Origin of the sequence: Streptomyces sp. NBC_00259 (genome assembly GCF_036181745.1) — a bacterium.
Classification (GTDB): Bacteria; Actinomycetota; Actinomycetes; order Streptomycetales; family Streptomycetaceae; genus Streptomyces; species Streptomyces pratisoli.
Window position 1 is genome coordinate 1419858 of the sequence record NZ_CP108080.1, and the last position, 25399, is coordinate 1445256.

Below are 25399 nucleotides of genomic sequence, written 5' to 3' on the forward strand. Positions count from 1 at the left end.
GGACGCTTCCTGACCCTACCTGGGTGGGTGGTGATTGAAACCCCTAGATCACAAAGACGGAAGGGGTGTGTCCGATCTTCACCCTTGCGCTGCCCCTCACGCCAGGGGAATACCCACCCATCAACATCGGAAAGCGGGCGGTTGTATCGTCGGAGCGGTCAACACCCGTCAGGGCTGGCCCATATTGATACAACACGGCTTGATGAACACCGCGCAGGAACGGCAGGCGACATGAACGAGGCTCTCGAAGTCTGGATCGACCAGGATCTCTGCACCGGCGACGGCATCTGCGCCCAGTACGCGCCCGAGGTCTTCGAGCTGGACATCGACGGTCTGGCCTACGTGAAGAGCGGCGAGGACGAGCTGTTGCAGCAGCCGGGCGCCACAACGCCCGTACCGCTGCCGCTGCTGACGGATGTCATCGACTCGGCCAAGGAGTGCCCGGGCGACTGCATTCATGTACGCCGCGTTTCGGACAAGGTCGAGGTGTACGGGCCCGAGGCGGACTAGGGGGCGCACGCAGAGTGCAGGCTCAGGCACTCCCGGTGGCGGCGGCGCCCTCGGCCGACTCGACGAACTTCCCGCCGCGCCACTGCCACTTGACCTTCTCCTGCTGGTCCGGACAGCAGCGCGGCACGTCCTGCGAGGAGTAGCCGAGAAGGGTCGCCGTGACCGCTCCGTCACGGACGGCGAAGTCGGCCACGCTCAGCCGTCGCGTGGGCTCGAGGAGGGTCGCGACGACGCGCGGGGTGCCGGGCGCCGACCGGGCCAGCACGTAGATGCCGCTCGGCGGGGTGCCGGAGCCCGCGGCGCAGCGGGCCACCACGACCGTCTCCGCACCGCCGTCGCCGTCGAGGTCCCCCGAGGCGTTCTTGACCAGCTGGGTGGCCGCCGATCCGCATTCCAGCGGCAGCTCGACGTCGGTGGCCTCCGGTGCCGGTGCCGGCGCCGCGGCGGTGACCGTCTTCGGACCGGACTGGCCCGCGTTCGCGTGATCGGGCTGGAGCACTCCCGCCCCGGCGACGACCGCGGCCATCGCGGTCGCGGTGGCCAGCCAGTGCACCGGGCGGGCGTGGGTGTGCGCGAGATCCGGGACGGCGGAGGTCTGCACCGAGGCGTCTCCTGTTGAACAGCGGTACCGGTGGGGGTGCCCCGCATAGTGCCACACGTCACAGGTGGCGGGAACAGGGGGGTACGAAACCTCCTCGGTGAGGAGTCAACGTAAGAGCGCCGCCGTCGAGTTCCCGTTCGCTGCCGGGAACTCGACGGCGGCGCCATCGCGTTGTGCAGGGCGTCGGCCTGATGGGCGCTCAGCCCTTGTTGGGGCCCTCGTAGTCCTCGCCGTACGCGCCCTTGGCGGGCCGGCGGCGGCGCATCGGGGGCTCCACACCGTCGGCGAGACGGCGGGCGGTGACGAGGAAGCCGGTGTGGCCGATCATCCGATGGTCCGGCCGCACGGCCAGACCCTCGACGTGCCAGTTCCGGATCATCGACTCCCAGGGCTGCGGTTCGGCGTAGCAGCCGATCTCGCGGATGGACTCGACGGTCCGCGCGAGCTGCGTCGTGGTCGCCACGTAACAGCACAGGATGCCGCCGGGGACCAGCGCCTTGGAGACGGCGTCCAGGCACTCCCAGGGGGCCAGCATGTCCAGAATGACGCGGTCGACGTCGGCGTCCGAGAGATTGTCCTGGAGGTCGCCGACGGTGAGCGTCCAGGCCGGGTGCGGTCCGCCGAAGTAGCGCTCCACGTTGCCCTGGGCGATCTCCGCGAAGTCCTCACGGCGCTCGTAGGAGTGCAGCATGCCCTCGTCGCCGATCGCACGCAGCAGGAAGCTGCTGAGCGAGCCCGATCCCACCCCGGCCTCGACGACGCGTGCGCCGGGGAAGATGTCGGCGAAGGCCAGGATCTGCCCCGCGTCCTTGGGGTAGACCACGGCGGCGCCGCGGGGCATGGACAGGACGTAGTCGGGGAGCAGGGGGCGCAGCGCGAGATAGGCGACGTTTCCCGTGGTACGGACAACACTGCCCTCGGGAGCGCCGATCAGCTCGTCGTGCGGGAAGGAACCCTTGTGGGTGTGGAAGTTCTTCCCGGCCTCGAGCGTGAACGTGTAGTGGCGTCCCTTGGGGTCGGTGAGCTGGACCTGGTCCCCGACCTTGAAGGGCCCGCGACGGCGGGCGGCACCGGTCGGTTCGGACATGTGACCAGTGTATGGGCTCCGCGAACCCGCCCGTGCCACACGGGTTCGGGAGCGCTCAGGAGCCCGGGCGGGCCATGGCGGCCACGAAGGCCCGCTCGACGTCCGCCGTGGAGAGCACTCCGTAGATCTCGCCGGTCTCCTCCACCACCAGGTACTCGGTGGCGGGGCTGGCGCGGAGACGGTCGAGGAGGACCTCGCCGGCGAGTTCGGCGGGGATCCTCATGCCGTCGGTGAGGTCCTGGGAGAGCCCGCCGACGGCGACCCACGGGCGGCGGTGCTCGGGAACACCGACGATCGCGGCCTCCCGGACGAGGCCCGTCGGGTCACCGCGTCCGTCGACGACGACCAGGGCGCGGGCGCCCGCCTCGTTGGCACGGCGCAGCGCCTCGGAGAGCGGGGTGTCGGACTCGACGGGGACGGCGCGCCGGGTGAGCGCGCGGGCCTGCAGCTCGGGCAGGTGCTCGCGGAGGCGGGCCATGCGCAGGCTGTTGCCCGCGCCGGTCCAGATGATCGCGGCGAGGATGGCGGCGAGCAGCGCGTCGGTGACGGTCTCCATGCCGCCGATGTCCTCGGTGGCGTTGCCGAGCGCGCCGGTGTGGGTGAGCAGCGGAAGGCCGATCAGCACGGCGACGGCGAGGGCCCGGCCGACCCAGGCGGCGGCGACGGTGCCGCTCATCGGCCTTCCGGTGATCTTCCAGACGACCGCGCGCAGCATCCGGCCGCCGTCCAGCGGGAGTCCCGGCAGGAGGTTGAAGGCGGCGACGATGAGGTTGGAGATCATCAGCCCGGCCAGCAGGACGCCGGGGACGGTGCCGGGCTCGACGGCGTACATGCCCGCGTAGAACACACCGGCGAGCACGAGCGACAGGAGCGGTCCCACGAAGGCGAGGACGAACTCGCGGCCGGGGGTCTCGGATTCCTTCTCGATCTCCGATACGCCGCCGAAGAACTGGAGCTGGATCCGGCGCACGGGCAGCTTGTAGCGGAGCGCCACGACCGTGTGGGCCAGTTCGTGGACGAGCACGGAGGCGTAGAAGGCGACGGCGAAGAAGAGCGAGACCAGGTAGCGGGCCCCGCCGAGTTCGGGCAGGACTCTGTCGAGCTGTCCGCCGAAGACCCAGGTGATCAGGGCCGCCACCAGGAACCAGCTGGGCGCGACGTACACGGGCACACCGAAGGGGCGGCCCATGAGAATGCCGCCGCCCGGCTCCTCGGAACGGCTCTTCTTGCCGTTGCCGGGGTCGGCTCCCTCCGTGCCGGACCGCGGCCGCGTGCGCTCGCCGCTCTCCTCGTCCTTGTTCACGGGTTCCCTTCGTTGCGAGCCGTCGCTCGTTCGATCATGCAGTGCGAGAGGGTCTGACGTCGATGGTATTCCGCTCGCTGTCAGTGGCGGGCCGTAGGGTCTGAGTCATGAGTACGAGTCAGCCGTCCGCTCCGGAAGGCGTGCCGCAGCCCGTCCTGGAGGATGTGCCCGCCACGACGGACGGGCATCCGGCGCCGCCGGAGAGCCCGGAGAGTTCCCCCTCCGCCCGGGAGGGCCGGCCGCCCATGTCGCTGTCGCCTTCGCGCGCGAGCGACTTCATGCAGTGCCCTCTGCTCTACCGGTTCCGCGTGATCGACAGACTCCCGGAGAAGCCGAGCGAGGCGGCCACGCGGGGCACGCTCGTGCACGCCGTGCTGGAGCGGCTCTTCGACGCGCCGGCGGTGGAGCGCACGCCGCCGCGGGCGAAGGCGCTGATTCCCGGGCAGTGGGACCGGCTGCTGGAGTCGAAGCCGGAGCTGAGCGAGCTGTTCGCGCAGGACGACGGCGCCGAGCGGCTGGCGCGCTGGCTGACCGAGGCGGAGCAGCTGGTCGAGCGGTGGTTCTCGCTGGAGGATCCGACGCGGCTGGAGCCCGCGGAGCGCGAGCTGTTCGTGGAGACGGAGCTGGAGTCGGGGCTGCGGCTGCGCGGAGTGATCGACCGGGTCGACGTGGCGCCGACCGGTGATGTGCGGATCGTCGACTACAAGACGGGCAAGGCCCCCCGCCCCGAGTACAGCGAGGGCGCGCTGTTCCAGATGAAGTTCTACGCCCTCGTGATCTGGCGGCTGAAGGGCGTCGTGCCGCGGCGGCTGCAGCTGGTGTATCTGGGCAGCGGGGAGGTGCTCACCTACGACCCGGTCGCGGCGGATCTGGAGCGGGTCGAGCGCAAGCTGCTGGCGCTGTGGGAGGCGATCGTGCGGGCGACGGAGACGGGCGACTGGCGGCCGCGTCCGACGAAGCTCTGCGGCTGGTGCGACCACCAGTCGGTGTGCCCCGAGTTCGGGGGCACGCCCCCGGTGTACCCGCTGCCGGTGGTGCCGCCGCCTCGCTGAGCGGCGCGGTCCGCGCTCCGGGGTCCGTCCGCACCGGGCCGCGGCCGCCCCACGGGGTCCGTTTCGGGCGGGCAGGGCAGAATGGGGCCGGTCCAGCACTCTTGAGGAGATTCCGTGGCTATCCGCGTCCTACTCGTCGACGACCAACCGCTGCTGCGCACGGGCTTCCGGATGATCCTGGAGGCCGAGCCGGAGATCGCCGTGGTGGGTGAGGCCGGGGACGGTCTGCAGGCCCTGGAGCAGGTGCGGGCGCTGCAGCCGGACGTGGTGCTGATGGACATCCGGATGCCGCGGATGGACGGGGTCGAGGCGACCCGCCGGATCACCGGCCCGGAGCGGGACGGCCCGGCGAAGGTGCTGGTGCTGACCACGTTCGATCTCGACGAGTACGTGGTGGAGGCGCTGCGGGCGGGGGCGAGCGGCTTCCTGCTGAAGGACGCCCCGGCGAACGAACTGGTGCAGGCGATCCGGGTGGTCGCGGCGGGCGAGGCGATGCTGGCGCCGAGCATCACGCGCCGGCTGCTCGACAAGTACGCCGGCCATCTGCCGTCCGGCGAGGAGCCGCTGCCGGACACGCTGCACACGCTGACCGAGCGCGAGGTCGAGGTGCTCAAGCTGGTGGCCCGCGGCCTGTCGAACGCGGAGATCGCCGCGGATCTGTTCGTCAGCGAGACGACGGTCAAGACCCATGTGGGCCATGTGCTGACGAAGCTCGGGCTGCGCGACCGGGTCCAGGCGGCGGTGTACGCGTACGAGAGCGGTCTGGTCCGCCCGGGCGCCCAGTAGGAACCTTCACGCATACGCATACGCGCAGGCGCAGGCACACGCGCGGAGGAGCCCCGGGCCTTCAGGGCCCGGGGCTCCTCTGTTGTGCAGGTGGGGCGTCAGCCCTTCTTGATCTCCCAGAAGCGGAACACGGTCGACGCGTCGAGCGTCCACTCCAGGCCGGTGATGTTGCCGTTGTAGACGGCGTACTGCTTGCCCTGCCAGAGCGGGAGGATCGGCAGTTCCTCGGCGACCTTGTTCTGGAGCTTGCCGAAGATGTCGCCGGTGGCCGAGCGGTCGGCCACGGCGGCGGTCTCCGGGATCATCTTGCCGGTGATCTCCTTGTTCACGTAGCCGTTGCCGAGGACGTTGCCCTCGCCGAAGAACGGCTGCGTGAAGTTGTCGGCGTCCGGGTAGTCGGGCACCCAGCCCTTCACGTAGACGCCGTACTTCCCGGCCTGGATGTCCTTCTCGTACTGCTCGAACTCGACGGACTTGACGTCGGCCTGGAACAGCCCGCTCTTGTTGAGCTGCTGGGCGATGGCGGCCATCTCCAGGTCGGTGGCGGGTCCGTAGCGGCTCGGCGTGGACCACAGGGTGATCTTCACCTTGTCGTCGATACCGGCGTCGCGCAGCGCCTTGCGGGCCTTGTTGGGCTGCGGCGAGCCGCCGTAGAGGTCGAAGTAGGCCGTGTTGTGACCGGCGATCCCGGCCGGGATGATCGAGTGCAGGGGCTCGGCGGTGCCCTTGTACACGTCCCTGACCAGGGCGTCCCGGTCGACGAGGTACGCGAAGGCCTGGCGCACGGCGAGCTCGCCCGCGACCGGGTCCTTGACGTTGAAGACCAGGTGCTGGACCTCGGCGCTGCTGCCCTCGACGACCTCGATGCCCTTCTTGCCGGCCTCGAGGGAGGACTGGAGCCCGTCGATGTCCTGGGCGGTGAGTCCTCGGTAGGCGACGTCGACATCGCCGCTCTTGAGGGCGGTGCCGAGCTCCTTCTGGTTGCCCCGGAAGAAGGTCAGGGTGACGCCGGTGTTGCGGACCTCCGCGGTGCCCTTGTAGTGAGGGTTGACCGAGAAGACCGCTTCCTTGTCGTTGAAGGAGTCGAGCTGGTACGGGCCGGAGCCGACCGCCTTGCCGTCGGTGCGCAGGGAGCCGGCCTCGTACTCGCGGTGGTCCACGATGGAACCGGCGCCCGAGGCGATCTTGCTGGGGAAGGTGGCGTCCGGGACCTTCAGCTTGAAGACGACGGTCCGGTCGTCGGGCGTCTCGATGCTGTCGATCGTGGAGAGCAGCGGCCCCGGGCCGGAGTCACTGGCGATCTTCAGGGCCCGCTCGAAGGAGAACTTGACGTCCTCCGAGGTCAGGTCGTTGCCGTTGCTGAACTGGAGGCCCTCGCGCAGCGTGCACTGGTAGACCGTGCTGCCGCCTTCGAAGCCGCACTTCTCCGCGGCTTCCGGCTGCGGGGTGGAGCCGCCCTTGGGGAAGCTCATCAGGGACTGGAAGACGTTGTTGAACAGCAGCCAGGAACCGGGGTCGTAACCGTCCGCCGGGTCCGTGGCAAGGACGTCGTCGGAGATGCCGACGGCAACCCGGACGCCTTCGCCGTCGGAGCCGTCGCCCTGCTCCGAGCCGCAGCCCGACGCCAGCAGGACGGCGGACAGCCCCGCCGCGAGCGGCGCTGTCGTTCGCTTGAATCGTGCCTTCACAGAACCTTGCCTCTTGCTCTCGTAGCCGGCCGCGCCCTTCGCGACCGGGTGATGAAGGGTCAGGCGGTGCTACCGCGCTCGAGTTCCCACAACTGCAGGTCGGAGGAGGCGTTCAGCGTCCACTCGACTCCGTTGATGTCCGACCGGGCGGCGACGTACTGCTTGCCCTGCCACAGCGGCAGCACCGGGACATCGGTGGCGACGATGTCCTGGAGCTTGGTGAACGAGGCGGAAGCGGCACCACGATCGGCCGTGCGGCGGGACTGCGGGATGAGCTGATTGCGCGCGGCAGTGCTCACGTAGGGGGTGTTGAGGAAGTTGTCCTCGTCCAGGAACGGGGCGATGTAGTTGTCCGGGTCCGGGAAGTCGGGGAACCAGCCCAGGCCGTAGACGGCGTAGTCGCCGCGCTTCTGCGCCGGGCGGTACTTCGACCACTCGGTGCCCTTGACGGTCACGTCGAAGAGCCGGGTGGCGTTGAGCTGGTCGCGCAGCGCCGCGAACTCCTTGGCCGTTCCCGAGCCGTAGTGGTCGGTGGTGTAGTGCAGGGTGAGCTTCACCGGAGTGGTGGTCCCGGCCTCGTCGAGGATGGCCGCGGCCTTCTTGCGGTCGGGCTCGCCGTACTTGTTGAAGAACGAGTTGGTGTGGCCGGTGATGCTCGTCGGGATGAGCGAGTAGAGCGGCTCGGCGGTGGCGCCGTAGACGTTGCCCGCGATCTGGCCGCGGTCGACGACGGCCGCCATGGCCTGGCGGACGGCCTTGTCCTTCACGGACGGGTCCTCGGTGTTGAAGCCGAGGTAGCGGATCTCCAGGCCGGGCATCTCGCTGAGCTCGATGTCGTCCTTGGGATGGTCCTGCAGGTCCTTGATCTGCTCCGGGGACATGGCGCGCGCCATCATGTCGATCTCGCCGGACTCCAGCGCCTTGCCCATCGCCTCGGCGTCGGGGTAGGAGCGCAGCTCCACCTTGTCGTTACGGAGCTTCAGATCGCCCTTGTAGCCGGGGTTCTTGGTGAAGACCGCCTTGACGAGCCTGTCGCCGTCGGTCTCGGCGCTCATCGTGTACGGGCCCGATCCGTCGACCTGGAAGCCGCCGCGGAGCTGCCCGCCCTCGTAGGCGTCGCGGCTGAGGATGCCGGCGACGGGGGTGGAGAGCTTGTACGGGAAGGTGGCGTCCGGCGTGGCCAGCTGGAAGACGATCTCGTCGGCGCCCCGGACCTCGATGGTGTCGATGTTGGAGAGCAGGGCGGCCGTACCGTTGTCGGACTTGATGTCCAGCACGCGCTCGATGGAGAACTTGACGTCCTCGGCGGTGACGGGCTTGCCGCCGGCGAACGTCAGTCCGTCGCGGAGGGTGCAGCGGTAGCTCTCGCTCCGGGTGTCGGTGAATCCGCAGCGGGAAGCGGCCTCGGGGACCGGCGAGCCGCCGCCGCGCGGTACGTGCATGAGCGTCTGCACGGTCTGGCGGAGGACGTTCCAGGCGCCGGTGTCGTAGGCGAAGGCGGGGTCGAAGGGGGCGGGTGTCTCGCTGTCGGCGACGAACTGGTCCGTCGTGCCCACGACAATGGCGTTGCCTCCGTCGGCGCCGCCGCCCGGCGTGGTACCACAGGCGGCGAGTACGGGGGCGAGCAGGCCCATCAAGGCCGGCAGCACCAGTGTCTTGCGGTTCATCCTGGACTTTCTCCCTCGATCCCTCACCGGGATACAGCGGTGTTACGGGATACTCCGCCGCGGCCGCCCGTTCGGGGCGGTGCGATCGGACCGGGACACAGGGCGATCGGGCCGGCGGACACGGTGGACTTGGGTGGTCCCCGTGGCACGTCGGTGGTGCGGCGAAGCTCTCGCGATGAGATTAGTGGGCCGTGCCAGTAATGCTGGACCGGGCCGCAGTTGAGGTGTATCGCCTGGTGAGGAGGCATGGCACGAAGTCGATATTCACGCGCCGGAATGATTCGTACACCCCTCCACCAATCCGGACACAAGGGCATACCCAAATCGCCGCAGACCGGACTCGAACTGTCATGCACGGGCTATTTATGCAGCATTGACAGTGACGAACGTCACGCGGATCGGTGGTTACGGAAAATACACGGCCCGCTGCCCTCGGTTTCTGCCGCTATTCCTCTGCACGCTCGGTGAATGGCTCAGTTCAATCGCGTGATCAAAGTGCGCAGAAAGGACAGGTTCACTTCCTCCAGCGAGCCGACGACGATCCGGCCGTCCGCCGGCGCGATCGGCGCGACGGAGGGGACCGCCACGACCCGGCAGCCCGCCGCCTCGGCCGACGCCACACCCGTCGCGGTGTCCTCGATGACGGCACAGCGGGCGGGCTCGGCGCTCAGCCCCCGGGCCGCGAAGAGATACGGGTCGGGATGCGGCTTCGTACGGGAGACCTCGTCGCCGGCGACGCTCAGCGCGAAGCGGTCACGGCCCAGGGAGGCGAGGACGCGGTCGATGATGCGCCGGTGCGACGCGGACACCAGGGCGGTGGGCACGTTGTGCGCGGCCAGCTCGGTGAGCAGCCGCTCCGCGCCGGGCATCATCGGCACACCGCGGGCGATACGGGCCTCGAAGCGATCGTTGAGCAGCACGGTCAGCTCGGCCAGGGTGATGTCGGCGCCGGTCGCCTCGATCAGATAGCCCGCGCTGCGGGTCATCGGGCCGCCGACCACCACGTCCCGCCAGGCCTCGTCCAGGTCGTGGCCGAGATCCGCGAAGACCTCCACCTCGGCGTCCCACCAGAAGCCCTCGGTGTCCACGAGGGTGCCGTCCATGTCCAGGAAGACGGCCTGCAGGGCAGAGCCGTCCGCGGTACGGGCAAGGGACGCGGGAACCGTGCTGGTCATCCGGCACACCTCCATGAGGGACGCGCAGGCCGGCCGCCAAATAGGGCGACCGGCCTGTATGGGACCGACCAGTGTACGGCTCGCGCGGCGAAAGCGCGCGAACGCTCACCGCGCGTTTCGCGTGGTCACCGCGCGTTGAAGTACTTCGCCTCCGGGTGGTGGATCACGATCGCGTCCGTGGACTGCTCGGGGTGCAGCTGGAACTCCTCCGAGAGCTTGACGCCGATCCGCTCGGGCTCCAGCAGCTGCGCGATCTTGGCCCGGTCCTCCAGGTCGGGGCAGGCCCCGTAGCCGAGGGAGAAGCGGGCGCCGCGGTACTTCAGCGCGAACATGTCCTCGACGTCCACCGGGTCCTCGCCGCCGAAGCCCAGCTCTGCGCGTACCCGGGCGTGCCAGTACTCCGCGAGCGCCTCGGCCAACTGGACGGACAGGCCGTGCAGTTCGAGGTAGTCGCGGTAGGAGTCCGAGGCGAAGAGCTTCGCCGTGGCGTCGCCGATCTTCGAGCCGACGGTGACGACCTGGAGGCCGACCACATCGGGCTCGCCGGACTCCTCGGGGCGGAAGAAGTCGGCGAGGCACAGCCTGCGGCCGCGGCGCTGGCGGGGGAAGGTGAAGCGGGTGCGCTCGGAGCCGTCCTCGCCCAGGAGGATCAGGTCGTCGCCCTTGGACACGCAGGGGAAGTAGCCGTAGACGACGGCCGCCTCCAGCATGTTCTGCGTGTGCAGCTGGTCGAGCCAGCCGCGCAGCCGGGGACGTCCCTCGGTCTCCACCAGCTCCTCGTACGTGGGTCCGTCGCCGGTACGGGCCTGCTTGAGGCCCCACTGGCCCTTGAACAACGCGCCCTCGTCCAGCCAGGAGGCGTACTCCTTGAGCTGGATGCCCTTGACGACGCGCGTGCCCCAGAACGGCGGCTCGGGGACCGGGTTGTCGGTGGCGACGTCGGAACGGACGGCGCCCTGCTCCTCGGGACGCTCCTCGGCGACCGCGGTCGCGGTGGCCCTGACCCGGCGCTGCTTGAGCTCGGGCAGCGCGGCACCGGGGACGCCGCGCTTGACGGCGATCAGGGCGTCCATCAGGCGCAGGCCCTCGAACGCGTCGCGGGCGTAGCGGACCTCGCCCTCGTAGATCTCGTGGAGGTCCTGCTCGACGTACGCGCGGGTGAGCGCGGCCCCGCCGAGGATCACCGGGTAGTCGGCCGCCAGCCTGCGCTGGTTCAGCTCCTCCAGGTTCTCCTTCATGATCACGGTGGACTTCACGAGGAGGCCGGACATGCCGATGACATCGGCCCGGTGCTCCTCGGCGGCCTCCAGGATCGCGGAGACGGGCTGCTTGATGCCCAGGTTGACCACGTTGTAGCCGTTGTTGGACAGGATGATGTCGACGAGGTTCTTGCCGATGTCGTGGACGTCGCCGCGGACCGTGGCGAGCACGATGGTGCCCTTGCCCTCCGCGTCGGACTTCTCCATGTGGGGCTCGAGGAAGGCCACCGCGGACTTCATGACCTCGGCGGACTGGAGGACGAACGGCAGCTGCATCTGGCCGGAGCCGAACAGTTCGCCGACGACCTTCATGCCGTCCAGCAGGGTCTCGTTGACGATGTCGAGGGCCGGGCGCTCCTGGAGGGCCTCGTCGAGGTCCTTCTCCAGTCCGTTCTTCTCGCCGTCGATGATGCGGCGCTTGAGGCGCTCGTCCAGCGGCAGGGCGGCCAGTTCCTCCGCCTTGCCGGCCTTCAGGGACTTGGCGGTGGCGCCCTCGAACAGCGCCATCAGCTTCTGCAGGGGGTCGTAGCCCTCGCGGCGGCGGTCGTAGATCAGGTCGAGCGCCGTGGTGACCTGCTCCTCGTCGAAGCGCGCGATCGGCAGGATCTTCGAGGCGTGCACGATCGCCGAGTCGAGGCCGGCCTTGACGCACTCGTCGAGGAAGACGGAGTTCAGCAGGATGCGCGCGGCGGGGTTGAGACCGAAGGAGATGTTGGACAGGCCCAGCGTGGTCTGGACGTCCGGGTGGCGGCGCTTGAGCTCGCGGATGGCCTCGATGGTGGCGATGCCGTCCTTGCGGGACTCCTCCTGGCCGGTGCAGATGGTGAAGGTCAGGGTGTCGATGAGGATGTCGGACTCGTGGATGCCCCAGTTGCCGGTGAGGTCCGCGATGAGCCGCTGGGCGATCGCCACCTTGTTCTCGACGGTCCGGGCCTGGCCCTCCTCGTCGATGGTGAGCGCGATGAGGGCCGCGCCGTGCTCCTGGGCCAGCCGGGTGACCTTCGCGAAACGCGACTCGGGCCCGTCGCCGTCCTCGTAGTTGACCGAGTTGATGACGGCGCGGCCGCCGAGCTTCTCCAGGCCGGCGCGGATGACCTCGACCTCGGTGGAGTCGAGCACGATGGGGAGGGTGGAGGCGGTGGCGAAGCGCCCGGCCAGCTCCTCCATGTCGGCGACGCCGTCCCGGCCCACGTAGTCGACGCAGAGGTCGAGCATGTGGGCGCCCTCGCGGATCTGGTCGCGGGCCATCTCCACGCAGTCGTCCCAGCGGGCGTCCAGCATGGCCTCGCGGAACTTCTTGGACCCGTTGGCGTTCGTCCGCTCGCCGATGGCCAGGTACGAGGTGTCCTGACGGAACGGCACCGTCTGGTAGAGCGAGGCGGCGCCGGGCTCCGGGCGGGGCTCGCGCGGGGTCGGGACGAGGTCACGGACGCGCTCGACGACCTGACGCAGATGCTCGGGGGTCGTACCGCAGCAGCCGCCGATGAGGGAGAGCCCGTACTCACGTACGAACGTCTCCTGCGCGTCGGCGAGCTCGGGCGCGGTCAGCGGGTAGTGGGCGCCGTCCTTGCCGAGGACGGGCAGACCGGCGTTGGGCATGCAGGAGAGCGGGATCCGCGAGTGGCGGGCGAGGTACCTGAGGTGCTCGCTCATCTCGGCCGGGCCGGTGGCGCAGTTCAGGCCGATCATGTCGATGCCCAGGGGCTCGAGCGCCGTGAGGGCCGCGCCGATCTCGGAGCCGAGCAGCATGGTGCCGGTGGTCTCCACGGTCACGGAGACGATCAGCGGCAGGGAGATGCCGGTGGCGTCCAGCGCGCGGCGGGCGCCGAGGACGGCGGCCTTGGTCTGCAGGAGGTCCTGGGTGGTCTCGACGAGCAGCGCGTCGGCGCCGCCCGCGATCATCCCTTCGGCGTTCTGCTGGTAGGCGTCGCGGAGCGCGGTGTACGGGGCGTGCCCGAGGGTGGGCAGCTTGGTGCCGGGACCCATGGAGCCGAGCACCCAGCGCTGCTGTCCGGTGGCCGCGGTGTACTCGTCGGCGACCTCGCGGGCGATACGGGCGCCGGCCTCGGACAGCTCGTGGACCCGCTCGGGGATGTCGTACTCACCGAGCGCGGCGAGGTTCGCTCCGAAGGTGTTGGTCTCGACGCAGTCGACACCGACCTCGAAGTACGCGGAATGGACGGACCGGACGATGTCCGGCCGGGTGACGTTGAGGATCTCGTTGCAGCCCTCGAGGTTCTCGAAGTCGTCGAGGGTGGGGTCCTGTGCCTGGAGCATGGTGCCCATGGCACCGTCGGCGACCACCACTCGGGTGGCGAGCGCCTGACGCAGGGCGTCGGCGCGGCTCCGGCTGTCGGCGGACGTACCGCTGCCGGTGGACGTCGGGCTGTCGGCGGAAGGGGTCGGCAACGAGGCCATGGATGTGCTCCCTGGAGTGCGACGGCTGTCGGCTTTGCGGCTTCCCGTGGAAGGCGCACGCGGCCAGCGTAGCCGGGCACGTCCCGGCGCGGTGGGCCGGTCCACGGGGTGGACGCCGTGTGTCCCTGGTGATGACCGAGTGCGGATGGTCTTGACACACTGTTCCGGCAGTAACACGAATTCGGCATGGGCCGATACTGTTCAGCATTGTCGAACCATGTTGGGGAGAAAGGCCGGAACGATGGCGAAGAACATCCAGTCACTGGAACGGGCGGCGGCGATGCTGCGCCTGCTCGCGGGTGGCGAGCGCCGTCTTGGCCTGTCCGACATCGCGTCCTCCCTGGAACTGGCCAAGGGGACGGCCCACGGCATCCTGCGCACCCTCCAGGCCGAGGGCTTCGTCGAGCAGGACCCCGCGTCGGGGCGCTACCAGCTGGGCGCGGAGCTGCTGCGGCTGGGGAACAGCTATCTGGACGTCCACGAGCTGCGGGCCCGTGCGCTGGTCTGGACGGACGACCTGGCCCGCTCCAGCGGCGAGAGCGTCCACCTGGGCGTGCTGCACCAGCAGGGCGTCCTGATCGTCCACCATGTCTTCCGGCCCGACGACAGCCGGCAGGTGCTGGAGGTGGGCGCGATGCAGCCGCTGCACTCCACGGCGCTGGGCAAGGTGCTGTCGGCGTACGACCCGGTGGCGCACAGCGAGGTCCTGGAGGTCGACCGCGAGGCGTTCACCCCGCGCACGGTGACCGGGCTCAAGGACTTCGAAGGCGTGCTGGACCTGACCCGGGCGCGGGGGTGGGCCGCCGACGTGGAGGAGACCTGGGAGGGCGTCGCGGCGGTGGCCGCGCCCATCCACGACCGGCGCCGGATGCCGGTCGGCGCGATCGCCATCACGGGCGCCGTGGAGCGGGTCTGCGACGGCGAGGAGCTGCGGTCCGAGCTGATCGCGGCGGTACGGGACTGCGCCCGCGCGGTCTCCCGTGACCTGGGCGCCGGGCGCTTCTGACGCTGCGTCCCGGCAGGCCCGGTCCGGCCCGTGACCGCCGTACCGGGCGGTGGCCGCCGTGCCGCACGGCGGGCGGTTCCGCGCGTTCGGGCGCACCATCGATAACGAAACGGTTTTCCGCCACACAACCCTTGACGCCGTGTTAACCCGAGGGCAAAACTGCCGTGCATCGGTCGGCATTGTCGAACACCTACCGGCAATACGCGCTAGAGTGTGGCAACGCCAAGGGCCGGTATCGCTCTCACCCCCGAGGGCGCGGACCACGGAGGGACCCGTTGGTTCGCCTTCCCCTGGACGAAGGACAAAGGAGTCGCGGGTGTCCAGCTCCGACATCTTCATCGGCGAGATCATTGGTACCGCCGTTCTCATCCTGCTCGGCGCCGGCGTCGTCGCCGCCGTCGTATTGAAGCGCTCCAAGGCGCAGGGCGCCGGCTGGGTCGCCATCGCGTTCGGATGGGGCTTCGCGGTCATGACCGCGGTCTACATCTCCGGCCCCCTGTCCGGCGCGCATCTCAATCCGGCGGTCACGCTCGGCATCGCGATCACGAGCGGGGACTGGGGCAACGTCCCCGTCTACTTCGCCGGCCAGATCATCGGTGCCATGCTCGGTGCCTTCCTGGCCTGGCTCACCTACTACGGCCAGTTCAAGGCGCATCTCGCCGACCCGGAAGTCGTTCCGCCGCCGCTCGAGGAGGGGCTGGTCGACGACAGGTCCGCCCCGAAGGCCGGCCCGGTGCTCGGCATCTTCTCCACCGGTCCGGAGGTCCGGGTCGTCTGGCAGAACCTCGTCACCGAGATCATCGGCACCATCGTGCTGGTCCTCGCGGTGCTCACGATGGGCCTGAACGACAGCGGCAAGGGGCTCGGCACGCTCGGCGGTCTGATCGTCGCCTTCGTGGTGGTCGCCATCGGCTTCTCGCTCGGCGGCCCGACCGGCTACGCCATCAACCCGGCCCGCGACCTGGGCCCGCGCATCGTGCACGCGCTGCTCCCGATGCGCAACAAGGGTGGCTCCGACTGGGGGTACGCGTGGATCCCCGTCGTGGGACCGCTGATCGGCTCGGCCATCGCCGCGGGTATCTACCAGATCGCGTTCGCCTGAGCCGTACGTCCTTCCCTCAGATCTCCAGGAGCACACCGTGACCGACGCACACACCGCCGGCCCGTTCATCGCGGCCATCGACCAGGGCACCACTTCCTCCCGCTGCATCGTCTTCGACAAGGACGGCCGGATCGTCTCGGTCGACCAGAAGGAGCACGAGCAGATCTTCCCGAAGCCGGGCTGGGTCGAGCACAACGCCGCCGAGATCTGGACCAATGTCCAGGAGGTCGTCGCCGGCGCCCTCGAGAAGGGCGGCATCACCGCCGCCGACGTCAAGGCCATCGGCATCACCAACCAGCGCGAGACCACTCTGCTCTGGGACAAGAACACCGGTGAGCCCGTCCACAACGCCATCGTCTGGCAGGACACCCGCACCGACGCGCTCTGCCGGGAGCTGGGGCGCAACGTCGGCCAGGACCGCTTCCGCCGTGAGACCGGCCTGCCGCTGGCGAGCTACTTCTCCGGCCCGAAGGTCCGCTGGATGCTCGACAACATCGAGGGCCTGCGCGAGCGCGCCGAGCGCGGCGACATCCTCTTCGGAACCATGGACTCCTGGGTCATCTGGAACCTGACCGGCGGTGTCGACGGCGGCAAGCACGTCACCGACGTCACCAACGCCTCGCGCACCATGCTGATGAACCTGCACACCATGAAGTGGGACGAGAAGATCGCCCAGTCCATGGAGGTGCCGATGGAGGTCCTCCCCGAGATCCGCTCTTCCGCCGAGGTGTACGGGGAGGTCAAGGAGGGTCTCCTGGCGGGCGTGCCGGTCGCCTCCGCGCTGGGTGACCAGCAGGCCGCGCTGTTCGGCCAGACGTGTTTCGCCGAGGGTGAGGCGAAGTCCACGTACGGCACCGGCACCTTCCTGCTGATGAACACCGGCGACAAGATCATCAACTCCTACTCGGGGCTGATCACCACCGTCGGCTACAAGATCGGCGACCAGGCTCCGGTGTACTCGCTGGAGGGCTCCATCGCCGTCACCGGCGCGCTCGTGCAGTGGATGCGCGACCAGATGGGGCTCATCAACTCCGCGCCCGAGATCGAGACGCTCGCCGCGTCCGTCGAGGACAACGGCGGCGCCTACATCGTGCCCGCGTTCTCCGGGCTGTTCGCACCGTACTGGCGCTCCGACGCCCGCGGTGTGATCGCCGGTCTCACCCGGTACGTCACCAAGGCGCACATCGCGCGCGCCGTGCTGGAGGCCACCGCCTGGCAGACCCGCGAGATCACCGACGCCATGACGAAGGACTCCGGCGTCGAGGTGACCGCTCTGAAGGTCGACGGCGGAATGACCTCCAACAACCTGCTGATGCAGACCCTCTCGGACTTCCTCGACGTACCCGTGGTGCGTCCGATGGTCGCCGAGACGACCTGCCTCGGGGCCGCCTACGCCGCCGGCCTGGCCGTCGGCTTCTGGCCCGACACCGACGCGCTGCGCGCCAACTGGCGCCGGGCCGCGGAGTGGACACCCCACATGGACGCTGCCCAGCGCGACAGCGAGTACAAGAGCTGGCTCAAGGCCGTCGAGCGGACCATGGGCTGGATCGAGCACGACGACAGCTGACGAGGAGCTATTCGAATGACCACCCTGCAGAGCGTCCCCGCCCTGGGGACGCACCCGGCCTCGGGTTCCCTGCCGAGCCGCGCCGAAACGCGGGAGCAGCTTGCCAAGGCGACCTACGACCTCCTGGTGATCGGCGGCGGCATCCTGGGCATCTCCACCGCCTGGCACGCCGCGCAGGCCGGGCTGCGGGTGGCCCTGGTGGACGCCGGCGACTTCGCCGGCGCCACCTCCTCCGCCTCCTCCAAGCTCCTCCACGGCGGTCTGCGCTATCTGCAGACCGGCGCGGTGAAGCTGGTGGCGGAGAACCACTTCGAGCGCCGTGCACTCTCCCGTGAGGTGGCTCCCCACCTGTCCAACCCGCTGACCTTCTATCTGCCGGTCTACAAGGGCGGACCGCACGGCGCGGCCAAGCTCGGCGCGGGCGTCTTCGCCTACTCGGCGCTCTCCGCGTTCGGCGACGGCGTCGGCCACGTCATCTCCCCGTCGAAGGCGCAGCGCGACGTTCCCGAGCTGCGTACGGAGAACCTGAAGGCCGTGGCCGTGTACGGCGACGACCAGATGAACGACGCACGGATGGCGCTGATGGCGGTCCGCGCGTCCCTCGAGGCGGGGGCGGTCGTCCTCAACCACGCCGAGGTCACCGGACTGCGCCTGACCAGGGGCCGGGTCACGGGCGCGGACCTGAAGGACCGTACTGACGGCACCGAGTTCGGTGTCGACGCCCGGCTGGTGCTGAACGCGACCGGCCCGTGGGTGGACCACCTGCGCAAGATGGAGGACCCGAACGCGGCGCCCTCCATCCGGCTGTCCAAGGGCGCGCACCTGGTGCTCAAGCGCACCTCCCCGTGGAAGGCCGCGCTGGCCACCCCGATCGACAAGTACCGCATCACCTTCGCCCTCCCCTGGGAGGACATGCTGCTGCTCGGCACGACCGACGAGGTGTTCGAGGGTGACCCGGCGGATGTCGCGGTCAACGAGAAGGACATCGCCCAGATCCTCGACGAGGCCGCCTTCTCCATCCGTGACCAGCAGCTGTCGCGCGATCTCATCACCTACTCCTTCGCCGGGCTGCGGGTGCTGCCGGGCGGTCCCGGAGACACCTCGCAGGCCAAGCGGGAGACGGTGGTCACCGAGGGCCGCGGCGGCATGCTGTCGGTGGCCGGCGGGAAGTGGACGACGTTCCGCCACATCGGTCGTACGGTGATGAACAAGCTGGCCGAGCTGCCGGGCCGGCCGCTCGCCGACGACATGGAGCCGATCTCGCAGCTGCCGAAGAGGGTCCCGCTGCCGGGCATCGCCAACCCCCGCGCCGTCGCCCACCGGTTGCTGGTGGACGCCCCGGCGCCCGGGCCCCGCATGGCCGCGGACACCGCCCGGCACCTGGCCACGCACTACGGCTCGCTGGCCTTCGACATCGCGCGGCTGGCGAACGACGATACCGCGCTGGCCCAGCGGATCCACCCGGACGCCCCGGAGATCTGGGCCCAGGTCGTGTACGCACGCGACCACGAGTGGGCCGAGACGGCGGACGACGTGCTGCGCCGCCGTACGACGCTGACGATACGAGGCCTCGCCACGGACGAGATCCGCGGCAAGGTCGAGGATCTGCTGCGCAAGAAGGCCTGACGGCAAGGCCTGGTGAGCCCTTCCCCGGTGAGGCCTTCCGGGGGGAGGCCTCACCGGGGAAGACGCGCTTGAGGGGCGGTCGCGACAGCGGCCGCCCCTCAAGCGCGCCTGGCCCAGGGGCACTTCTACGGGCGGCAGGTGCGGGGCCCTGCTACGGCTGCGGCGGCCCTACTGCGGGGCTTCCTCGTCCGAGGCGAGGATCGACGTCTCCAGCTTGCGCAGCAGCCGGGCCAGTTGGCGGCACTCGGACGGCGAGAGTTCGCCGAGCATCCGCCGCTCGTTGTCGAGGTGCTCGGCGAACACCGTGTCGACCTTGGCGAGCCCTTCGGGGGTCAGCCGCGAGTAGACGACGCGCCGGTCGTCGGCGTCGCGCTCGCGGACGATCAGCCCGTCCTTCTCCAGCCGGTCGATCCGCAGGGTCACCCCCGCCGACGACACCAGCCCCGAGTCCGCGAGCTGCCCCGCGGTCAGCCGGTACGGCTCCCCGGACCGGCGCAGCGCGGTCAGCACGTCGAAACCGGCGACCGAGAGGCCGTGGCGTTCGATGGAGGCGGTGAGCCGGGTGCTGTAGCGCAGGAACGAGCGGTGCAGCCTTCCCAGGACCTCCAGCGGGCTGGTGTCCAGTTCGGGCCGCTCCCGTCCCCAGGCCTCGATGGCCATCGCCACGGCGTCCGGCCGCACCGTCGCCCTCCGCTCAGCCATGCCCGTCCCCGTCCCCTCAGCGCGGTCACTGCCGGGGCGCGAATGTCTCACGCCCCTGAAAATCCTATCCCTGAAGTGATTCGGGGCGGAAAGCGAGCCGGGCGCAGGGCGGTCCGTGCGGACGAGCGAGGGCGGTACGCGAAGACCAGCGGGGGCGGACGGTGCGGGCTCGTCAGGAGTTGAGCTCCTCCAGCGTCCTGCCCTTCGTCTCGACGGCGCACAGCGCCACGACGGCACCCACCGCGGCCACGGCGGCGAACTGGGCGAAGACCACCGCCAGGCTGCCGCCCGAGCCGATGATCGCGCCGAGCGCGACCGGTCCGAGGATCACACCGATCCGGTTCCAGACCCCGCCGAAGGCGGCGCCCTTGGCGCGGTTGTGCGTCGGGTACAGCTCGGGCGAGTACAGATAGAGCCCGGCGTTGATCGCGTAGAGGAAGAACGTCGTACAGGACGCGAACACGGCGACCTGCACACCCGAGGTCGCCCCGGCCAGCGCGAGCACGGTGAGCGAGACCATGGTGCCGCCGAGGGCGGCCACCAGGGCGGGGCGCCGGCCCACACGGTCGATCAGCAGGGCGACGATCAGCGTGCCGACAAGCCCGGTGACATTGCTGAGCAGGGTGTATATGAGAGCGGTCGTCAGGTCCAGGCCGAAGTGTTTGGTGTAGAGCGACGGCAGCCAGGTGGAGATGCCGTGGTTGACGTAGTACGCGACGAACCACAGCGCCGAGAGCACGGCGGTACGGCGCAGATAGCGGCCGGTGAACAGGTCCCGCAGGCGCCCCTGCGAGCGCTCCTGGGCGGGCGCGGCGGCCGGGGCCGGCAGCGGTTCGTGCGTGGCGGCGGCCACCTCTGCCTCGATCTGCGCGATGACCTGCTCGGCCTCCTCCGTTCGTCCCCGGGCCAGCAGCCAGCGGGGGGACTCGGCCACGTGCCGGGGCAGCATCGCCGCGAGCACGACCGGGAGCGCACCGATGACGAACATCGCGCGCCAGCCCAGGTTGGGCACCACCCAGATGGCGACCAGCGTGGCCGTGGCCAGACCCGCCGGGAAGATCATCTCGTAGAGCAGCACGAAGCGGCCGCGGCGGTCGGAGCGTGCGATCTCGTTGATGTACGTGGCGGCGACGGGGACGACCCCGCCGATACCCAGTCCCTGGACGAAGCGGAAGAGCGCGAACGTCTCGATGCCGCCGGACAGGGCGACGGCCAGGCTGGCGAGGGCGGTCACGGCGACCCCGAGGGCGACGGTCCGCACCCGGCCGATCCGGTCGCCCAGCCAGCCGGCGCCCAGGGCGCCCAAGAGCATGCCGACGGAGGCGGCCGTGACGGCGAAGGTGGCCTGCCCCGTCGTCAGCCGCCACTCCTTCATCAGTACGGGGAGCGCGGAGGCGGCCAGCAGCTGGTCGAACGCCTCGAAGAACGTCACGGCACCGATCAGCACACGCACCTTGACGTGCCAGCGTGAGTGCGGGAGCCGTTCGAGCCGGGCGGCTATCGAGCCGATGGCAGGCGTGCCGGCCACAGTCGTCATGAAGGGGTTCCTTCCGCGAACAGAGAAGTTCCGGAGACAGTAGATTCAGCCACCTAAGCGGTCAATAGTTAAGTGGCTAGATATTGAGATCGTCGCCTCAGCGTGACGATCGAGCCAGATCCGATCCAGCAGGCCCCTTGCGTGAATAAAGTTAAGCGCTTAGATTTCTAGCGCTTCGACAAAGTCGTCGCAGTTCCCATCGCCCGCCGCCTGCCCGGAGGTTCAGCCGTGCCGCACTTCCCCACCGACGCCCTGATCGCCGGCCAGTGGCGACGCGGCGCGGGCGCACCGTTCGAGACCGTCGACCCGGCGACCGGCCGGGTGCTCGCCACCGTCCACGCCGTGACGGCCGACGAGGTCGGCGAGGCCGCCGAGGCCGGAGCCCGGGCCGCCGCCGACCCGGCCTGGCGGGATCTGCTCCCCCACCGGCGTGCGCGGCTGCTGTACCGCATCGCGGAGCTGGTCGAGGACGCCGCCGACGAACTCTCGGCGATCCAGACCGCCGACACCGGCAAAACCCTCGGCGAGACCCGCGCACTCGCGCTGAGCGCGGCCGGGACCTTCCGCTACACCGGGGCCGCGCTGGAGACGGCGGAGGAGACGATCACCCCCTCCCGCGGCGAGTACGTCACGATGAGCGTGTACGAGCCGATCGGCGTCGTCGGCGCGATCAACCCCTGGAACTCCCCGATCGCCAGCGACGCGCAGAAGATCGCCCCCGCCCTCGCGGCCGGCAACGCCGTCCTGCTCAAGCCCGCCCTCTGGACGCCCCTCGTCTCCCTCGCCCTGGGGCGCATCGTCACCCGGGCGCTGGGCGAACTCGCCCTGCCCACCGCCCTGTTGTCCGTCCTTCCCGGCAGCGGCCGGACCGTCGGTGACGCCGTCGTCCGGCATCCGCTCGTCGGCCGTGTCGGGTTCACCGGCGGCACGGCGACGGGCCGGTCCCTCGCCGCCACCGCCGCGCGCAAGCTGATTCCCGCCTCGCTGGAGCTGGGCGGCAAGTCACCGACGATCGTCCGGGCCGACGCCGACGTCGAACAGGCGCTGGCCGGGGTGATGTTCGGGATCTTCTCCTCCAGCGGCCAGTCCTGCATCGCCGGTTCCCGGCTGTTCGTGGCCCGCGAGATCTACGACGACTTCACCGGCGAACTGGTCGAGCGGGTCCGCAAGCTGCGCGTCGGCCCGGGTACCGACCCCGGGACCCAGGTCGGGCCGCTCGTGCACCACGACCACCGGGACGCCGTCGCCGCCCATGTCGACCTGGCGCGCTCCGAGGGCGCGCGGGTGCTGTGCGGCGGAGCCGTGCCGGACGGCGAGGAGTACCGGGCCGGCGCGTACTACCTGCCCACCGTCCTGGACGGTCTCCCGAACTCCGCGCGGACCTGCCAGGAGGAGATCTTCGGCCCGGTGCTCGCCGCCCTGCCCTACGACGACGAGGACGACCTCGTACGCCGGGCCAACGGCACCGTCTACGGGCTGGCCTGCGGGATCTGGACGCGCGACCACCGCGCCGCCTGGCGCCTGGCGCGCCGTATCGACGCCGGCACCGTCTGGATCAACACGTACAAGCAGTTCAGCGCCTCCACCCCGTTCAGCGGCCGCAAGGACAGCGGACTGGGCACGGAGAAGGGCCGCGACGCCATCCGCGCCTACCAGCGCCAGAAGTCCCTGTACTGGGGCACCTCCGCGGCCCCGCTCCCCTGGGCCAACTGACCCGCGCACCCCTGTCTGGAGACACTCATGCACCAACCGCCACCCGGTCCCGTCGCCCGGCTGCGTTCCCTGCGCTACGTCGAGCTGCACACGCCAGCCCTCACCCGGGCCGCCGACTTCTACCAGGAGGTCTGGGGCCTGGAGACCGTCGAGTCCGACCACGGCGCGCACTGGCTGCGCGGCACCGGCGACGAGCACCACGTACTGCACCTGACCGGGGCCGACCGCGTGGGTCTCGGCCGGATCGCGTTCGCCGTGGCCACGCCCGCCGAGGTCGACGAGGCGGCGCGCAGGCTGACCGCCCGCGGCATCGTCCCGGTCTTCGGGCCGGCGCCGCTGGAGCAGGCGGGCGGCGGCTACGGCCTGCGGTTCACCGACCCCGAGCACCGGCTGATCGAGATCAGCGCCCAGGTCGATGCCGTGACGCCACGCGGCCGTGACGCCGCGGTGCCCGTCGGCGTCACCCACGCGGTGCTCAACACCACCGACATCGACGCGTCGGTCGCCTTCTACTGCGACGTCCTCGGGCTGCGCGTCTCCGACTGGTCCGAGCACCGGATGGCGTTCCTGCGCTGCAACGCCGACCACCACTGCATCGCCTTCAACCAGGCGGAGTGGGCCTCGCTCAACCACGTGGCGTACGAGATGACGTCCGTCGACCACTTCATGCGGGGCCTGGGCCGGCTGCGCCACCACGGCATCACCCCGCAGTGGGGGCCCGGCCGGCACGGCCCGGGCAACAACACCTTCTCCTACTTCACCGACCCGTCCGGGCTCGTGTGCGAGTACACCTCCGAGGTCGCGCAGGTCGTCGAGGACCGGTGGATCGCCCGGGTGTGGCGACGCGTGCCCGAACTGTCCGACCTGTGGGGGACGGCGGGCCCGCCGTCCCAGGAGATCCGCTGTCACATGGCCGGCTCCCCCGATCCCGGTCCCCTCTCTTCCCCCGCTCCCGTGGAGGTTCAGGCATGAGTGCCGTACGCAAGGCCGGACTCGTCGGCTGGGGCGCCATCGGCCGCGTCGTCGGCACGGCCCTCGCACGGCGGGAGGTGCCCGGCGCCGAGCTGGTGTGCATCGTCGACAACCGTCCGCTCGGCGACGCCGCGCCCGCCCCGCAGGTCGCCTTCGAGGAGGCCCTGGAGCGCTGCGACCTGATCGTGGAGGCGGCCGGCCAGGGAGTCGTACGGGAGTGGGGCGAGCGCGTCCTCGCCTCCGGGACGGACCTGCTGGTCGCGTCGACCGGGGCGCTGACCGACGAGGAACTGGCCAAGCGGCTGCTGAACACCGGCCCCGGGCGGGTGTACTTCACCGGCGGCGCGGTCGGCGGCCTCGACCTCCTGCAGGCCGTCCGTGCCTTGGGGCCGCTGGACGAGGTGCGGCTCACCACCACCAAGCTGCCGTCCACGCTCGAACAGCCCTGGATGGACGAGGAACTGCTGTCCCGGCTGCGGACGGCGACCGGACCGGTCGAGGTCATGGCGGGCACGGCACGCGAGATACCCGTGAAGTTCCCCAGGTCGACCAACGTGGCCGCGTCGGTGGCCCTGGCCGTCGGCGACCTGGACGCCGTACAGGTCCGTGTCGTGGCCGACCCCGGCGCCCACCGCACACGGCACGTCGTCGAGGCGTCCGGCCCGCTCGGCGCCTACCGGTTCGAGGTGGCGCACCTCCCGGACCCGGACAATCCGGCGACCAGCCGGGTCGTGCCCTACGCGGTGCTGCGCAGCCTCGCCGCGCTCGCCGGCCGCGGCGGACAGATCCTGTGACGCCCACACCGCATCTGGAGGAGGCGGGCGAGCGGGGACCGTTGCTGCTGTGCCTGCACGGAATCGGCTCCTCGTCGGCCGCGTTCGCCCCGCAGCTCGCCGAACTCGGCCGGTACGCACGGGTCGTCGCCTGGGACGCCCCCGGATACGCGGGGTCGGCGGACCCCGAAGCCCCGCTGACGCTGGACGGCTTCGCCGACGCGGCGGCCGGGGTGATCCGCGAACGCGGCGGGAGCGCCCATGTCCTGGGCGTCTCCTGGGGCGGTGTGATCGCCCTGCGTCTGGCGGTCCGCCACCCGGAACTCGTCGCGTCGCTGATCGTCGCCGACTCCAGCCCGGGATCCGGGACGGACCCGGCGAAGGCCGCCGCCATGCGGGCCCGGGCCGGCGAGCTGGCCTCGCTGGGGCCGCGCGCCTTCGCGGAGCTGCGCGCGCGCCGGCTGGTGTCCGCCGGGGCCCCCGCCGAGCTGGTGCGACGGGTCACCGACACCATGGCCGGCGCGGTCCGGCTCCCCGGCTACGGGTACGCCGCGGAGTCGATGGCCGCCACCGATCTGCGCGACGAGCTGCCCTCGGTCACCGCGCCCACGCTCGTCCTCTGCGGCGACCAGGACGAGGTCACCGGCGTCGAGGCGTCCCAGGCCATCGCCGGTGCCGTCCACAGGACCGCCTACGTGATCGTCAAGGACGCCGGTCACCTGGCCAACCAGGAGCAGCCCGAGCACTTCAACGCCTGGGTCCTCTCCCACCTCCGCATCACCGCCCGCATCCCCGAATGAACACCTCCCGTACGCACACCTCGCGTACGCGCACCTCCCGAACGCACACGTCCAC

General features: G+C 70.5%; 20 protein-coding genes. 11 read left to right on the top strand and 9 right to left on the bottom strand.

Annotation, left to right across the window (positions count from 1 at the left end; all coding sequences use genetic code 11):
- The first annotated feature begins 231 nt into the window (after positions 1–231).
- On the top strand, positions 232–510 hold the full coding sequence (locus OG766_RS06390) for a ferredoxin (protein ID WP_266375562.1): 279 nt from the start codon (positions 232–234) through the stop codon (positions 508–510).
- A gap of 22 nt (positions 511–532) precedes the next feature.
- On the opposite strand, the gene OG766_RS06395 is transcribed toward OG766_RS06390, so the two are convergent.
- The 3 genes from OG766_RS06395 to OG766_RS06405 form a co-directional block, all read right to left on the bottom strand.
- Positions 533–1111 (bottom strand): hypothetical protein, encoded by a 579-nt coding sequence (locus OG766_RS06395; protein ID WP_328724735.1) that lies wholly within the window; start codon positions 1109–1111, stop codon positions 533–535.
- A gap of 199 nt (positions 1112–1310) precedes the next feature.
- A complete protein-coding gene (locus OG766_RS06400) occupies positions 1311–2198 on the bottom strand; it encodes a tRNA (adenine-N1)-methyltransferase (protein WP_266375558.1) in 888 nt (295 codons plus the stop codon).
- A gap of 55 nt (positions 2199–2253) precedes the next feature.
- Positions 2254–3501, bottom strand: a complete 1248-nt coding sequence (locus tag OG766_RS06405; protein ID WP_328724737.1) for a site-2 protease family protein — start codon at positions 3499–3501, stop codon at positions 2254–2256.
- Positions 3502–3608: 107 nt separating this feature from the next.
- Between OG766_RS06405 and OG766_RS06410 the strand changes: the two genes are divergently transcribed.
- Both OG766_RS06410 and OG766_RS06415 read left to right on the top strand, forming a co-directional pair.
- The gene (locus OG766_RS06410) at positions 3609–4553 is read left to right on the top strand and encodes a RecB family exonuclease (protein ID WP_423247011.1); all 945 of its coding nucleotides are present in this window, start codon (positions 3609–3611) and stop codon (positions 4551–4553) included.
- Positions 4554–4667: 114 nt separating this feature from the next.
- Complete coding sequence (locus OG766_RS06415) at positions 4668–5339, top strand: response regulator transcription factor (RefSeq protein WP_328724738.1); 672 nt, start codon at positions 4668–4670, stop codon at positions 5337–5339.
- Positions 5340–5437: 98 nt separating this feature from the next.
- Here OG766_RS06415 and OG766_RS06420 read toward each other — a convergent pair whose 3' ends face one another.
- The 4 genes from OG766_RS06420 to metH form a co-directional block, all read right to left on the bottom strand.
- Positions 5438–7027, bottom strand: coding sequence for an ABC transporter substrate-binding protein (locus OG766_RS06420; RefSeq protein WP_266375552.1), 1590 nt, complete (start codon positions 7025–7027; stop codon positions 5438–5440).
- Between the two features lie 59 nt (positions 7028–7086).
- Positions 7087–8694: an ABC transporter substrate-binding protein gene (locus tag OG766_RS06425; protein WP_328724739.1), complete on the bottom strand. Its 1608-nt coding sequence runs from the start codon at positions 8692–8694 to the stop codon at positions 7087–7089.
- Positions 8695–9167: 473 nt separating this feature from the next.
- Positions 9168–9869 (bottom strand): HAD family hydrolase, encoded by a 702-nt coding sequence (locus tag OG766_RS06430; protein ID WP_266375548.1) that lies wholly within the window; start codon positions 9867–9869, stop codon positions 9168–9170.
- A gap of 125 nt (positions 9870–9994) precedes the next feature.
- The gene (gene metH / locus OG766_RS06435) at positions 9995–13546 is read right to left on the bottom strand and encodes a methionine synthase (protein ID WP_328724740.1); all 3552 of its coding nucleotides are present in this window, start codon (positions 13544–13546) and stop codon (positions 9995–9997) included.
- Positions 13547–13787: 241 nt separating this feature from the next.
- On the opposite strand from metH, the gene OG766_RS06440 reads away from it, so the two are divergent.
- The 4 genes from OG766_RS06440 (at position 13788) to OG766_RS06455 (ending at position 18847) form a co-directional block, all read left to right on the top strand.
- Positions 13788–14552 (top strand): IclR family transcriptional regulator, encoded by a 765-nt coding sequence (locus OG766_RS06440; RefSeq protein ID WP_266378196.1) that lies wholly within the window; start codon positions 13788–13790, stop codon positions 14550–14552.
- A 316-nt stretch (positions 14553–14868) separates the two neighbouring features.
- Positions 14869–15654: an MIP/aquaporin family protein gene (locus tag OG766_RS06445; protein WP_266375545.1), complete on the top strand. Its 786-nt coding sequence runs from the start codon at positions 14869–14871 to the stop codon at positions 15652–15654.
- Positions 15655–15691: 37 nt separating this feature from the next.
- On the top strand, positions 15692–17221 hold the full coding sequence (gene glpK / locus OG766_RS06450; RefSeq protein WP_266375543.1) for a glycerol kinase GlpK: 1530 nt from the start codon (positions 15692–15694) through the stop codon (positions 17219–17221).
- Between the two features lie 15 nt (positions 17222–17236).
- Positions 17237–18847, top strand: a complete 1611-nt coding sequence (locus OG766_RS06455; protein ID WP_328724742.1) for a glycerol-3-phosphate dehydrogenase/oxidase — start codon at positions 17237–17239, stop codon at positions 18845–18847.
- A 168-nt stretch (positions 18848–19015) separates the two neighbouring features.
- Here OG766_RS06455 and OG766_RS06460 read toward each other — a convergent pair whose 3' ends face one another.
- A complete protein-coding gene (locus OG766_RS06460) occupies positions 19016–19549 on the bottom strand; it encodes a MarR family winged helix-turn-helix transcriptional regulator (protein ID WP_266375539.1) in 534 nt (177 codons plus the stop codon).
- 172 nt (positions 19550–19721) lie between these two features.
- Positions 19722–21086: an MFS transporter gene (locus tag OG766_RS06465; RefSeq protein ID WP_328724744.1), complete on the bottom strand. Its 1365-nt coding sequence runs from the start codon at positions 21084–21086 to the stop codon at positions 19722–19724.
- 228 nt (positions 21087–21314) lie between these two features.
- On the opposite strand from OG766_RS06465, the gene OG766_RS06470 reads away from it, so the two are divergent.
- From OG766_RS06470 to OG766_RS06485, 4 genes are read left to right on the top strand one after another with little or no spacing between them, the layout of a single operon-like run.
- On the top strand, positions 21315–22799 hold the full coding sequence (locus tag OG766_RS06470) for an aldehyde dehydrogenase family protein (protein WP_328724745.1): 1485 nt from the start codon (positions 21315–21317) through the stop codon (positions 22797–22799).
- A gap of 27 nt (positions 22800–22826) precedes the next feature.
- A complete protein-coding gene (locus OG766_RS06475; RefSeq protein WP_328724746.1) occupies positions 22827–23771 on the top strand; it encodes a VOC family protein in 945 nt (314 codons plus the stop codon).
- Entirely contained in the window at positions 23768–24565 is a 798-nt protein-coding gene (locus tag OG766_RS06480; RefSeq protein WP_328724747.1) for an aspartate dehydrogenase domain-containing protein, read from the top strand. The genes OG766_RS06475 and OG766_RS06480 overlap by 4 nt, the downstream gene beginning before the upstream one ends.
- Complete coding sequence (locus OG766_RS06485) at positions 24562–25344, top strand: alpha/beta fold hydrolase (RefSeq protein WP_328724748.1); 783 nt, start codon at positions 24562–24564, stop codon at positions 25342–25344. Before OG766_RS06480 ends, OG766_RS06485 begins: the two co-directional genes overlap by 4 nt.
- Positions 25345–25399: the final 55 nt, after the last annotated feature.

Coding starts and splice junctions, on each gene's coding strand:
- OG766_RS06390 (WP_266375562.1), top strand. CDS start 232: ATGAACGAGGCTCTCGAAGTCTGGATCGACCAGGATCTCTGCACCGGC.
- OG766_RS06400 (WP_266375558.1), bottom strand. CDS start 2,198: ATGTCCGAACCGACCGGTGCCGCCCGCCGTCGCGGGCCCTTCAAGGTC.
- OG766_RS06410 (WP_423247011.1), top strand. CDS start 3,609: ATGAGTACGAGTCAGCCGTCCGCTCCGGAAGGCGTGCCGCAGCCCGTC.
- OG766_RS06425 (WP_328724739.1), bottom strand. CDS start 8,694: ATGAACCGCAAGACACTGGTGCTGCCGGCCTTGATGGGCCTGCTCGCC.
- OG766_RS06430 (WP_266375548.1), bottom strand. CDS start 9,869: ATGACCAGCACGGTTCCCGCGTCCCTTGCCCGTACCGCGGACGGCTCT.
- metH (WP_328724740.1), bottom strand. CDS start 13,546: ATGGCCTCGTTGCCGACCCCTTCCGCCGACAGCCCGACGTCCACCGGC.
- OG766_RS06440 (WP_266378196.1), top strand. CDS start 13,788: ATGGCGAAGAACATCCAGTCACTGGAACGGGCGGCGGCGATGCTGCGC.
- OG766_RS06455 (WP_328724742.1), top strand. CDS start 17,237: ATGACCACCCTGCAGAGCGTCCCCGCCCTGGGGACGCACCCGGCCTCG.
- OG766_RS06460 (WP_266375539.1), bottom strand. CDS start 19,549: ATGGCTGAGCGGAGGGCGACGGTGCGGCCGGACGCCGTGGCGATGGCC.
- OG766_RS06465 (WP_328724744.1), bottom strand. CDS start 21,086: ATGACGACTGTGGCCGGCACGCCTGCCATCGGCTCGATAGCCGCCCGG.
- OG766_RS06475 (WP_328724746.1), top strand. CDS start 22,827: ATGCACCAACCGCCACCCGGTCCCGTCGCCCGGCTGCGTTCCCTGCGC.
- OG766_RS06480 (WP_328724747.1), top strand. CDS start 23,768: ATGAGTGCCGTACGCAAGGCCGGACTCGTCGGCTGGGGCGCCATCGGC.